The 12262-nt window shown below is 62.0% G+C and carries 13 protein-coding genes; 2 read left to right on the forward strand and 11 right to left on the reverse strand.

What is annotated here, in order from left to right; translation table 11 throughout:
- Positions 1-47 precede the first annotated feature (47 nt).
- From BT199_RS06035 to BT199_RS06085, 11 genes are all read right to left on the reverse strand, one after another.
- Positions 48-539: a DUF2878 domain-containing protein gene (locus BT199_RS06035; protein WP_072434147.1), complete on the reverse strand. Its 492-nt coding sequence runs from the start codon at positions 537-539 to the stop codon at positions 48-50.
- Positions 532-1803, reverse strand: coding sequence for an SAM-dependent methyltransferase (locus tag BT199_RS06040; protein WP_020302482.1), 1272 nt, complete (start codon positions 1801-1803; stop codon positions 532-534). The genes BT199_RS06035 and BT199_RS06040 overlap by 8 nt, the downstream gene beginning before the upstream one ends.
- Positions 1790-2599 carry a DUF1365 domain-containing protein gene (locus BT199_RS06045; RefSeq protein ID WP_072434148.1) on the reverse strand — a complete coding sequence of 270 codons (810 nt, stop codon included), beginning with the start codon at positions 2597-2599 and terminating at the stop codon, positions 1790-1792. The genes BT199_RS06040 and BT199_RS06045 overlap by 14 nt, the downstream gene beginning before the upstream one ends.
- Positions 2596-3843 carry an NAD(P)/FAD-dependent oxidoreductase gene (locus BT199_RS06050; RefSeq protein ID WP_072434149.1) on the reverse strand — a complete coding sequence of 416 codons (1248 nt, stop codon included), beginning with the start codon at positions 3841-3843 and terminating at the stop codon, positions 2596-2598. The genes BT199_RS06045 and BT199_RS06050 overlap by 4 nt, the downstream gene beginning before the upstream one ends.
- Positions 3840-4622: an SDR family NAD(P)-dependent oxidoreductase gene (locus tag BT199_RS06055; RefSeq protein WP_072434150.1), complete on the reverse strand. Its 783-nt coding sequence runs from the start codon at positions 4620-4622 to the stop codon at positions 3840-3842. Before BT199_RS06055 ends, BT199_RS06050 begins: the two co-directional genes overlap by 4 nt.
- A complete protein-coding gene (locus BT199_RS06060; RefSeq protein ID WP_014716844.1) occupies positions 4619-5041 on the reverse strand; it encodes a nuclear transport factor 2 family protein in 423 nt (140 codons plus the stop codon). Before BT199_RS06060 ends, BT199_RS06055 begins: the two co-directional genes overlap by 4 nt.
- Complete coding sequence (phrB, locus tag BT199_RS06065) at positions 5034-6476, reverse strand: deoxyribodipyrimidine photo-lyase (protein WP_072434151.1); 1443 nt, start codon at positions 6474-6476, stop codon at positions 5034-5036. Before phrB ends, BT199_RS06060 begins: the two co-directional genes overlap by 8 nt.
- Positions 6477-7406: a MerR family transcriptional regulator gene (locus BT199_RS06070; RefSeq protein WP_032903986.1), complete on the reverse strand. Its 930-nt coding sequence runs from the start codon at positions 7404-7406 to the stop codon at positions 6477-6479.
- A gap of 3 nt (positions 7407-7409) precedes the next feature.
- Positions 7410-8369: a YbgA family protein gene (locus BT199_RS06075; RefSeq protein ID WP_072434152.1), complete on the reverse strand. Its 960-nt coding sequence runs from the start codon at positions 8367-8369 to the stop codon at positions 7410-7412.
- A 112-nt stretch (positions 8370-8481) separates the two neighbouring features.
- Complete coding sequence (locus BT199_RS06080) at positions 8482-8697, reverse strand: TIGR02450 family Trp-rich protein (RefSeq protein ID WP_014716848.1); 216 nt, start codon at positions 8695-8697, stop codon at positions 8482-8484.
- Positions 8694-9680, reverse strand: coding sequence for an NAD(P)/FAD-dependent oxidoreductase (locus tag BT199_RS06085; RefSeq protein ID WP_072434153.1), 987 nt, complete (start codon positions 9678-9680; stop codon positions 8694-8696). Before BT199_RS06085 ends, BT199_RS06080 begins: the two co-directional genes overlap by 4 nt.
- A 212-nt stretch (positions 9681-9892) precedes the next feature.
- Here BT199_RS06085 and BT199_RS06090 point away from each other — a divergent pair, with 212 nt between their 5' ends.
- The gene (locus BT199_RS06090) at positions 9893-10792 is read left to right on the forward strand and encodes a TIGR01777 family oxidoreductase (RefSeq protein WP_072434154.1); all 900 of its coding nucleotides are present in this window, start codon (positions 9893-9895) and stop codon (positions 10790-10792) included.
- A 14-nt stretch (positions 10793-10806) separates the two neighbouring features.
- On the forward strand, positions 10807-11832 hold the full coding sequence (gene hemH, locus BT199_RS06095; protein ID WP_014716851.1) for a ferrochelatase: 1026 nt from the start codon (positions 10807-10809) through the stop codon (positions 11830-11832).
- Positions 11833-12262: the final 430 nt, after the last annotated feature.

Consider the following 12262-nt stretch of genomic DNA (forward strand, 5'->3'; position numbering starts at 1 on the left):
CAGTGTAAGGCAAGTGCGCTAGACGCGTATGAATGCTCGGACGGGCGTCAGTATTCCAGCCTCTGTGCAACCCCGTGCAACAGCGGAAAGAGCATGGCCCATAACAGCGCCAGGCCGATCAGTGTTGGGGTGGTGCCGTACGCAAAACTCACGCCTGCCAATTGGCTGCCGGCGTAATAAGACAACGGCCCGCCCACCGCGCCTAGCAGGCTGGCCAGCCACCAGGGCCGTGCGCTCCAGGCCAGGCAATGGCGCAAGGTGGTGGCCAGCAAGGCCCATAACAGTATCAGCCACAGCGGAATCAGTGCCCCCGGCGTATTGAACTCAAACACGCCGAGCCCACGCAGTGCCGTATCGACCAGTGTTCCCAGCACCGTAACGGCCAGAATCACTTGCCCCTCTCTTGCCCAAGCACTTATCCACAGCAAGTGTGCGCCCAGCACCGCGACGCCGATCAGCAACCAACGGCTATCGCCGCCGAGTACGCAGGCAAACCAGCCGCACTGAAACAGCACGGCATTGGCCAGGGATTTAAGCACTGAAACGCCCGAGCAGCGGCGGATTGATGGCCGCCGGTTTGGCCAGCAGCAACTGCGCGGTGCCGATGGTGCGCTCCATAAAGCCGCCTTCGCAGTAGCACAGGTAAAACTCCCACAGGCGCAGGAAGTATTCGTCATAACCGAGTTCCGCAAGACGGCCATGGGCGCGGCGAAAGTTTTCATGCCACAGGCGCAGGGTGCGAGCGTAGTGCAGGCCGAAGTCTTCCATGTGCAGCAGGTTCATGTCGGTGTCGCGGCTGACGATCTGCAGCATGTTTTGCACACAGGGCAGCGCGCCGCCGGGGAAGATGTAGCGCTGGATAAAGTCGACGCTGCGCTTGGCCTGTTCAAAGCGCTGTTCACGTATGGTGATGGCTTGCAGCAGCATCAGGCCGTCGGGCTTGAGCAACTGGGCACATTGTTTGAAATAGGTGGGCAGGAAACGATGGCCCACCGCTTCAATCATTTCGATCGACACCAGCTTGTCGTACTCACCGGTGAGGTCGCGGTAATCGCTCAGCAGCACGGTCACTTGATCTTGCAGGCCCAGCGCCTCGATACGCTGGGCGGTGTAGGCGAACTGCTCCTTGGACAAGGTCGTGGTGGTGACCCGGCAACCATAATGCTGCGCCGCATACAACGCCATGCTGCCCCAGCCGGTACCGATTTCCAGCAGATGGTCGCTGGGCTTGAGCGCCAGTTTCTGGCAGATGCGCGCTAATTTGTTCAGTTGTGCCTGTTCCAGGGTGTCATCGGGGGTCAGGAATTGCGCGGCCGAGTACATCATGGTGGGGTCGAGAAATTCTTCGAACAGGTCGTTGCCCAAGTCGTAATGGGCGGCGATGTTTTTTTGCGAGCCTTTGCGTGTGTTGCGGTTGAGCCAGTGCAGGCCCTGAGTGAACGGCCGCGCCAGGCGTGCCAGGCCACCTTCCATGGCGTCGAGCACCTCCAGGTTGCTGACCATCACCCGCACCACGGCGGTGAGGTCGGGGCTGGTCCAGTAACCATGGATAAACGCTTCGCCGGCGCCGATCGAGCCATTGGCCGCCACCAGCCCCCATACCGCCGCGTCGAGAATCTGAATCTCGCCCAGCAGGTGCGCTTCCCGTGCGCCGAAGACTTGCCGCTCGCCATCCTCGATGATCACCAACTGGCCGTGGCGCAATTGGCTGAGCTGGCGCAACACGCCTTTGCGCAACAGCGCAGCGGTCATGCCGTTGACGTTCAGGCGGTTAGCCTTGACCGATAAGCTAGGGGATTTCATGGTGGCGATCCTTGGTATACCCGACTGCGGTGCGAGAGGCGCCATCGGCGGCCTGGTGGGAAAAAATCGGTGTGCGTTTGAGCAGCAGGCGCAAGGCTTGCCAGTAGATCGCAAGGCCGGTCTTGGCGGTCATCCAAGGAAAGCGCCACAGATAGCGATGCAGGCTGGCGCGGCTCAGTGCCTGTTTTTCCAGGCTCAAGGTGGCGTCGAAGACTTTTTGCGTGCCCTGCCAATCGGCCATATGCACGCCGAGCCTGGCTGCGGGCGGGCTGAAACTCATGCGGTATTCCAGCTCGCGAGGCAAAAACGGCGACACATGGAAGGCCTTGGCCACGGCGAAATGCTGGTGCTCATCGGCGCCCAGTGCCTGGGCGGGCAGCACGTAGTGATAGCGCTCGCGCCATGGGGTGTTGGTCACTTCACACAGGATCGCGGCCAGTTGCCCGTCAGCCTCGAAGCAGTAGAAGAAACTCACCGGGTTAAAAGCCAGGCCCCAACTGCGGGCCTGGGTCAGCAGGCAGATAGCGCCCTGGGGTGTTTGCCCCAGGGCCTTGCCGACTTCCTGGCGCACGGCATCGCTCAGGCTCATGCCGTGGCGTGTGAATTCACGCAGGTAATCCTGCTGGCGGAAACCGAAGGGCGCCAGGCGCCCCGTGCCGGCCAGCGGCGAGAGCCCCAGTACTTCGTCCTCTTCGCTGAGGTCCAGGTACAGCAGGCCGATGCGGTAGCGAAAGGCGTGGGCCTTGGGCTTAAACCGCCGATGGGCGATCCAGCCGCTGTACAGGGCGCTGTTCACAGGGTTTCCCCAAACGCCTGGGCCACGCGCAGAGCGCTGACCACGCCGTCTTCGTGAAAGCCGTTGGCCCAGTAGGCCCCACAGTAGAAGGTATTGCGCACGCCGTTCAATTCTTCCCAGCGTGCCTGTGCGGCGACTGCGGCCAGGCTGTATTGCGGATGGGCGTAGGTGTAGCGCGCCAGGATCTTCAGCGGGTTGATCATCGGCGTCTGGTTGAGGCTGACGCAAAAGGTAGTGGCGCTGTCGATGCCTTGCAGGATGTTCATGTCATAGGTGACGGCGGCCTGTTGTTGCACGTTGCCCGTCAGCCGATAGTTCCAGCTGGCCCAGGCCAGTTTGCGATCGGGCAGCAGGCGTGTGTCGGTGTGCAGCACCACGTCGTTTTCGGCGTAGGGCAGGGCGCCGAGGATCTGCTGTTCGGCCTGGCTGGGGTCATCGAGCAAGGCCAGGGCCTGATCGCTGTGGCAGGCGAATACCACGCGGTCGAAGGTTTCGCTGCCGGCCGGGCTGTGGATAACTACACCTTCGTCGCTGCGTTGCACCTTATGCACAGGGCAGTTGAGTCGTATCTGTTCGCGAAAGCTGCGGGTCAGCGGCTCGATATAACAGCTGGAGCCGCCTTCGATCACGCACCATTGCGGGCGGTTGCTCACCGAGAGCAAGCCGTGGTTCTTGAAGAAACGCACAAAAAACTGCAGCGGAAACTTGAGCATATCGGCCAGGGACATCGACCAGATGGCCGCACCCATCGGCACGATGTAATGCCGGATAAACCGCGGCCCATAGCCGCCGGCGGTGAGGTAATCGCCCAGGGTCATGTCGGCGCTGATGCGCTGCTCTTGCAAGTCCAGGGGCGCCTGGCGATTGAAGCGCAGGATATCGCGCAACATGCCCCAGAACCCCGGTGACAGGATGTTGCGGCGCTGGGCAAACAGGCTGTTGAGGTTGTTGCCGTTGTACTCAAAGCCAGTGCTTTGGTCACACACCGAAAAGCTCATCTCGGTGGGTTTGAACCTGACCCCGATCTGCTCCAGCAGACGGATGAAGTTGGGGTAGGTCCAGTCGTTGAACACAATGAAGCCCGTGTCCACCGCATAGCTTTTGCCGTCGACCGTCACCTTGGCCGTGTGGGTATGCCCGCCAATGCAGTCACTGGCCTCGAACAGCGTAATGTCGTGTCGACGGCTGAGCAGGTAGGCGCTGGTCAGCCCGGCGATGCCGCTGCCGATAATGGCGATCTTCACAGGTCGTCCTTCTTCGGTGGCGGGCTGCGCAGCATGCGTTTGCCGATGATCAGTTGCGCGCGGTTGGGCAGCTTCGACAGCGGCCACAAGGTGGCAATGAACAGGGCCGGAAAGGCGATTTCCAGCGGGCGTTTTTCCAGCTTGGCGAAGATGTGTTTCGCGGCTTTGTCGGCCGGCCAGCTCAGGGGCATCGGGAAATCATTGCGCTCGGTCAGCGGCGTGTCGACGAAGCCTGGGCTGATCACCGTGACATTGATGTTTTCTGGCGACAGGCCGATACGCAGGGATTCGAACAAGTAACGCAGGCCGGCCTTGGACGCGCCGTAGGCTTCGGCGCGAGGCATGGGCAGGTAGGTCACGGCACTGGCCACGCCCACCAGATGCGGGGTACGCCCGGCGCGCAACAGCGGCAGCGCGGCCTCGATGCAATAACTGCTCGCCAGCAGGTTGGTACGCACCACGTGCTCGATGATCGAGGCGTCAAATTGCCGGGCGTCGACGTATTCACAAGTGCCGGCGTTGAGGATCACCGTGTCCAGCGAACCCCAGACCTCGCTGATACGCTCACCGATCTCGCGCACGGTCTGGCTGTTGGTCAGGTCGCCGGCCACCACCAGCACCTGGCCTGGATATCGAACGGCGAGGGCATCCAGCGGGCCTTGGGTGCGGGAACTCAGGGCCACTTGGGCGCCGCTCTCGAGCAACTCCACGGCCAGCGCCGCACCGATACCACTGCTGGCGCCGGTCAGCCAATAACGACGGGGCGGTGTAAGGCTCATCCCATTCTCCTTTTCAGCCAACGAATAACGCGACCCAGTAGGGGGACATGTTCATAGAGCAGGGCGCCGGCATCGAAGTAGTCGCGATGGCGGTAAACCTTGTCGTGCCACATCAAATGGGAACAGCCTGGCACCTCGATCACCTGGCCGCCGGCCAGGCGTGGGTGACGAAAACGCATAGTCCAGCGCAGGTAGCCCTCGCCTTCGGCCACGGTATCGAAGCCGTGGAAGTCAAAATTCAGCTCGCTGACGTTGCTGTACAAGTCGGCAAAGTAACGCTGCAACGCTGGCAGGCCCTGAACTTCATGCAGGGGGTCGGCGAAGGCGACGTCCTCGCTGTACAGGCGGCCGAGCAGGTGCAGGTTGTGCTTGTCCAGCGTGGCGAAGGTGGGGGCGAACTGGCGCAGGAAGTCACTCATGTTCGGCCATCTCCTGACGCGAAGGCAGCCGGCGAAATGCGGCCAAGGCGCGCTCGCGAGACTGTTTCAAATCGACGATGGCACGCGGGTAATCCGCCACGCCGAACAGGCCGCCAGCCGCTTCGGGGTTGTGCACTTGTTTTTTATTCAGCGCGGCCAGTTCCGGGAGCCAGCGTTTGATGAACACGCCGTCGCCGTCGAATTTTTCCGATTGGCTCAGCGGGCTGAATATCCGGAAATACGGCGCCGAGTCGGTGCCGGTGGACGAACTCCACTGCCAGCCGCCGTTGTTGGCCGCCAGATCACCGTCGATCAGGTGGCGCATGAAGAAGCGCTCGCCTTCGCGCCAGTCGATCAGCAGGTTTTTGGTCAGGAACATCGCCACCACCATGCGCAGGCGATTGTGCATCCAGCCGGTTTCCAGCAATTGGCGCATGGCCGCGTCGATGATCGGCAAGCCGGTGCGCGCCTGTTGCCAGGCGGCCAGGTCTTCGGGCGCCTTGCGCCAGGCCAGCGCTTCGGTTTCCGGGCGAAACGCGCGGTGGCGGGAAACCCGTGGGTAGCCGACCAGGATGTGCTTGTAGAACTCGCGCCACAGCAGCTCGTTGATCCAGGTGATGGCGCCGATGTCGCCGCTTTCGAACTCGCCCTGGTTGGTTTGCAGCGCGGCGTGCAAGCACTGGCGCGGCGAAACCACACCGGCGGCCAGGTAGGCAGAAAGCTGACTGGTGCCGGGCTTGGCCGGGAAGTCGCGTTCGTCCTTGTAATAGCTGATCTGCTGATCAGCGAAGGCATCGAGGCGACGGCGCGCCTCGTCTTCGCCAGCGGGCCAGAGGGCACGCAAGGTTTCGCTGGGTGTCTGGAACCCTTCGACTGCCGTCGGCACAGGGTCGCTTTTCACGCCAGGCTCGGCCTGGGCCTTTGGCGTCGGCACCACGCGGGGCAGGGCGCTGTGCAGGCGGCTGTAGCAGACCTTGCGGAACTGGCTGAACACCTGGAAGTAGGTGCCGGTCTTGGTCAGCACACTACCCGGCTGGAAAAACAGTTGGTCCAGGTAGCTGTGGAAGGTCACGCCGTCAGCTTCCAGGGCCTGGGCCACGGCGCTGTCGCGGCGGCTCTCGTGAATGCCGTATTCCTCGTTGACGTGTACCGACTCCACCGACAGCTCGCGGCACAGTTGGCTCAGTACCGTCGGCGCCTGGTCCCAGGTCGCGGCGTGGCGGATTAACAGGGGGATGTTGAGGTTGTCCAGTGCCTGGCTCAGGTGCTGCAAGTTGCGCAGCCAGAAATCGACTTTGCACGGCGCGTCATCATGCGCCTGCCATTGCTCGGGCGTGATCAGGTAAACAGCCGCGACGGGGCCGCGCTGGCTCGCGGCCGCCAGGGCAGTGTTGTCGTGCAGGCGCAAGTCGGTGCGCAACCAGATCAGATGCATTCAGACAATTCCACGCTGGATCAATAATTGATGGGCCGACAACAGGTCCTCGGCCACGGACAACTCAGGGATGTCCTGGGTTAATACGCCCAACTCGGCGTGGTGGATGCACACCGTTGGTCCGGCAATCACGGTTGGGCAACGGATGCCGCCCAGCAGTTTGCTGAGTGCCGGCACCTGCAACGCCTTGCTCGAATACAGCAGCACCGCACGCGGTTGCAGGTGTTCCACCGCCAGGGCGAGTTCGCCCACCGGCAGCGGCCAATCGAACACTTCCACCGGGCAATCGGCACTGCTGGCCAGCCAGGCGCTGAGCCACAGGTGGGGTTCCAGGGGCAGGTCGGAATGATTGACCAGCAACAGCGGCGCGCCGTGGAGTTGACGATTGTTGTGATAGATCCGTGCGCCAAACTTGCTGCGCAGCCAGGACAGGAAGAACACCCGCTCCATCTGCGCGCCGAACTGGCCCTGCCAGCGTTGTTCCAGCTCGTTGAGCAGCGGCAGCATCAGTTGCTCGCACAAGGTGCGTGGCGGGTAGAGCGCCATGGCCTGGTTGAAGGCGTCATCGACCCGGCGCTCGGCCAGTTCACTGATGGCACTCACCAAATGCTGGCGCAGGCTCTGCCACTCGTTTTCCATCGGCTCCGGGCTACCTTGGGCGGAGTCGATCAGCCCTTTGACCTGGCTGACCGGCACGCCGCGATTGAGCCAGGTGAGGATGGCCTGGATGCGTTGTACGTGTTCGGCGCTGAACAACCGATGCCCTTTGGGCGTGCGCTGGGGCACGATGAGGCCGTAGCGGCGCTCCCACGCGCGCAGCGTCACCGCATTCACGCCGGTCTGGCGCGCCACCTCGCGGATCGGCAGCCAGCCGTTTTCCAGGGCCAGAGCGATGTCTTCGCCGGGTTCGTCGAGCAGGGCAGGTTTCATGGGTTAGATCGCATTACGCAGGCTGAGGTTTTCCGGGTGCGGTTGCAGGTAGGCCTGCTGCGCGATGTAGCGGTCCGGATGTTGGCGAAAGTGGTGCTTGAGCAGGGTCAGCGGCACCACCAGTGGCACGATGCCGTGGCGGTATTGGCCGATGACGGTCTGCATTTCCTGTTTTTCATCGGCGCTGATGGCCTGCTTGAGGTAGCCACTGATGTGTTGCAGCACATTGGTATGGGTACCGCGAGTCGCGCATTTTTTCAGGCCCGCCATCAGTTCGCTGAAATAGCCGTCGGCCAAAGCTTGCAGGTCAATGCCCTTGCCCATGCTGCCGAGCAAGTGGCCCAGGCTTTTGTAATGCGCCGGGCTGTGGGCCATCAGCAGGTACTTGTAGCGCGAGTGAAACGTCAGCAAGCGGTGACGGGTAAGGCCGTCGGCCAACAGTTGCTGCCAACTGGCGTACACGAATACGCGGGTGAGGAAGTTTTCTCGAAGCACCGGGTCGTTCAGGCGACCGTCCTCTTCCACCGGCAGGTTGGGGTGGCGGGCACAAAACGCCTGGGCGTAAATACCGCGCCCGCCACCGTCGACGGGCGTGCCGTTGTCGCGGTACACCTTGACCCGCTCCAGCCCGCAAGACGGTGACTTTTGCATGAAAATGTAGCCGCACAGGTCGGTATGTTCCCGGGCCATTTGCTGGCCGTAATCGTCCAGTGGCTGAGTGACATTGAGCGCAGGGTTTACGCTGCCCACAGCCTGCGGTTGGTTGGGATCGCCGACCAGGCGGATCGCTTGCCGAGGAATGCCCAGGCCGATGGCAACTTCAGGGCACAACGGGACAAAATCGAAGTAGTCACTGAGGGTCTGGCTGCATAGCAGGGACTGTTTATGACCGCCATTGAAGCGCACGTTCTCACCCAGAAGGCAGGCGCTGATGGCGATCTTCGGTTTCACATGGCTGGACATAAGCAAACCTCTGCAAGAATCCTGTACAAGCTAAAAATCTTGTACAACTAAATCTCATCATAGGCTCGATGTTGTACAAGTCAAATAATTTGTACAGGTTTGTGCCGCCGCTTTATTTCCAGCCGATTTTCCAGTCTTCAGCGTTTTTCAGGGTCTGCCAGGGCAGGCGTTCGGCGCGCCGAGTCAGGATGGCCTGCAGTTCGATGTCCAGCACCGTGCCCTCGTCGTCACGGAACAACTCGGTGACCAGGAAGTGTTTTTCCTTGTGGCGAGGATGAGCTGCCGTCCATTTTGACAGCAGCAGTTTGGCGGGGTTGATGCGGTTCATTGCAGGTGCTCGATCAAGCGTCGCGCCGCTTCCTGGCCACTCAACCAGGCACCTTCCACCCGACCGGACAGGCACCAGTCGCCGCAAACGAACAAGCCCAGGTCGGCGTCGGCCAGCACACCGAACTCATGGCTGCTGGAGGGGCGTGCGTAGAGCCAGCGATGCGCCAGGCTGAACGACGGCGCGGGCATGGCGCTGTGCAGCAATTCGGCAAAGGCGCCGTGCAGGTGTTCGATCACCGCTTCCTTGGGCAGGTCCAGGTGGGCCTTGCTCCAGGCGCTGGTGGCGTGCAGCACCCAGGTGTCGAGGGTGGTGTCGCGCCCAGGCTTGCTGCGGTTGCGCGCCAGCCAGTCGAGGGGGCTGTCTTGCACGAAGCAGCCTTCCATCGGCGTATCCAGGGGCTTGTCGAACGCCAGGGCGATGGCCCAGGTCGGGTCCATTTTCACTCCGGCGGCGGCGCTCGCCAGCTTGGGCGCGGCGGCCAGCAGGGCGGTGGCTTGGGGCGCCGGCGTGGCAATGATCACGTGACTGAAAGGGCCGTGATTGCCGCCGTCCGCGTCGAGCAGGTTCCAGTGCTGCGTGCCCTGGAAGACTTCGGTGATGCGGCAACCGAACTCCACCGGCAAGTCGTCGAGCAGGGCGCGGGTGATGGCGCTCATGCGCGGTGTGCCCACCCAGCGGATCTGCTCATCGGGGGAGGGCGTCAATTGCCCGGACTTGAAGTTATACAGCTGGGGCTTCCACTGCTCGGCCCAGCCGTTGGTTTGCCAGCGCTGCACTTCGTTGACGAAGCGCCGGTCGCGGGCGGTGAAATATTGCGCGCCCATGTCCAGCGCGCCGGCGTCGCTGCGCTTACTGGACATGCGGCCACCGCTGCCGCGGCTTTTATCGAAGAGTTGTACTGCGTGCCCGGCGTCTTGTAACGCTCGGGCGGCGGAGAGACCGGCGATGCCGGTACCAATGATCGCGATGGGAACAGTCATGGGAGGCCTCGTTTTACCGTTGGGTACAGACTACGCCGACACCAATAGCTGTACAATATTGTTTTTTGGTATAAGTTTTGGCGTGCCTGATTGTGTGGCGTGACCTATGGTTAAGCTAAGGCTTGAACCCCCGTCACGCTCAATTATCAAATTGATCCCTGCTTATAAAATAGACCAGTGAGCGGCGGCGAACGTTACATGAGGAGAGTCCCATGCATATTTTGCTGACCGGCGGTACCGGCTTGATCGGTCGCCAACTCTGCAAGCACTGGCTCGCGCAAGGCCATCGCCTGACGGTGTGGAGCCGGCAACCGGAAACGGTCGCCCAGGTGTGTGGTGCGCAGGTGCTCGGGGTGGCTCGTCTACAAGAGGTGATTGGCGCGGTGGACGCGGTGGTCAACCTGGCAGGCGCGCCTATCGCCGACCGGCCTTGGACCCACAAGCGCAAGGCAGTGCTGTGGAACAGTCGCATTCACCTCACCGAAACCTTGCTGGCCTGGATGGAAAGCCTGGAGCAAAAACCGGCGGTGCTGATCTCCGGTTCTGCGGTGGGTTGGTACGGCGACGGCGGCGAGCGCGAACTGACCGAAGCCAGCGGCCCGGTGCTGGATGACTTCCCCAGCCAGTTGTGTATCGCCTGGGAGGAAACCGCCCAGCGTGCCGAAGCCTTGGGCATTCGCGTGGTGCTGGTGCGTACGGGGTTGGTGCTGTCTGCCGAGGGCGGCTTTTTGTCGCGCCTGCTGCTGCCGTTCAAACTGGCGCTGGGCGGGCCGGTTGGCAATGGACGGCAGTGGATGCCCTGGGTGCATATCAAGGATCAAATCGCCCTGATTGATTTTCTTCTGCACAAGCAAGACGCCAACGGTCCTTATAATGCCTGCGCGCCACACCCGGTGCGCAACCGCGAATTTGCCAAGACCTTGGGCCAGGTGCTGCACCGCCCGGCGTTCATGCCGATGCCGGCATTTGCGTTGAAGGTTGGCCTGGGTGAGTTGTCCGGCTTGTTGCTGGGCGGGCAAAAGGCTTTGCCTGAACGGCTGCAGGCCGAAGGTTTCACTTTCCAGTTCACTGAGTTGCGTGCGGCTCTGGACGACTTGTCCAGCCGCCTCTAAAGATAGGATGTTGCATGACCGATCACGCGTTGTTACTGGTCAACCTGGGTTCGCCAAAGTCCACTTCAGTGGCCGATGTGCGCAGCTACCTCAATCAGTTCCTGATGGACCCTTATGTGATCGACTTGCCGTGGCCGGTGCGGCGCTTGCTGGTGTCGCTGATCCTGATCAAGCGCCCCGAGCAATCGGCCCATGCCTATGCGTCGATCTGGTGGGACGAAGGTTCGCCGCTGGTGGTGCTGAGCCGCCGCCTGCAACAGCAGATGACCGCGCAGTGGACCCAGGGCCCGGTGGAACTGGCGATGCGTTACGGCGAACCGTCCCTGGAAACGGTCCTGACGCGCCTGGCCGCCCAGGGTATTCAAAAAATCACACTGGCGCCGTTGTACCCTCAATTTGCCGACAGCACCGTCACCACGGTGATAGAGGAGGCCAAGCGAGTGGTGCGCGACAAGCAACTGAATGTGCAGTTTTCGATCCTGCAACCGTTCTACGATCAGCCTGAGTACCTCGATGCGCTGGCGGCGAGTGTGCGCGCTTATGTGGAGCAGGATTACGATCACTTGCTGCTCAGTTTCCATGGTTTGCCTGAGCGTCACCTGACCAAGCTCGACCCTACCGGCCAGCACTGCTTCAAGGACGCCGACTGCTGCAAGAACGCATCCCCTGAAGTGCTTGCCACCTGTTACCGCGCGCAGTGCTTCAGCGTGGCGCGGGATGTGGCCGAGCGGCTGGGTTTGCCGGAGGGCAAATGGTCGGTGGCGTTCCAGTCCCGCCTGGGCCGGGCCAAGTGGATCGAACCCTACACCGAGGCGCGCCTTGAGGCATTGGCCCAGCAAGGGGTGAAGAAGCTGCTGGTGATGTGCCCGGCGTTCGTCGCCGACTGTATTGAGACGTTGGAGGAAATTGGCGATCGCGGTCGCGAGCAATTTCGTGAAGCGGGGGGCGAGGAGTTGGTGTTGGTGCCTTGCCTGAATGACGAGCCGCAGTGGGCGGCGGCGCTTAATACCCTGTGCGAACGGGCGCCGGTTGCCTTGTAATCGAGCCCTGCGGTGATCCAATTGTGGGAGCTGGCTTGCCTGCGATGGCGGCCTAACCGCGACGCTTCCCTACTTGACCCCCCGCGGACCAACTGTGGGAGCGGGCTTGCTCGCGAAGGCGGCATGGCAGTCAACACAGTTGGATTGTGTACATATCCATTCCTGCGGTAACGGCTGCTTAGGGTTCCGCTTTTACAGCGGGTCACTTTGGAAAAGAGCCGGAATGCCGGCCCAGCCCAAAGTAACCAAATGGCTCTTGCCCCACCACTCGGCACCTCGCCTAGGCTCGGTGTGCCCGAACACAGGCTTGAATCCGTGGGCCGCCGCCACGCGCCATCCATGGCGCGGGGCGGCTAACCCGGCGTCCTGCCGGGTTACCCACGAATTCAAGCCTGCGTTCGGCCAGCGTGGTTTAACGGGGCGCCTGAGA

It is taken from the genome of Pseudomonas sp. NFR02, from assembly GCF_900119375.1.
In the GTDB taxonomy this organism is placed as follows: Bacteria; Pseudomonadota; Gammaproteobacteria; order Pseudomonadales; family Pseudomonadaceae; genus Aquipseudomonas; species Aquipseudomonas paracarnis.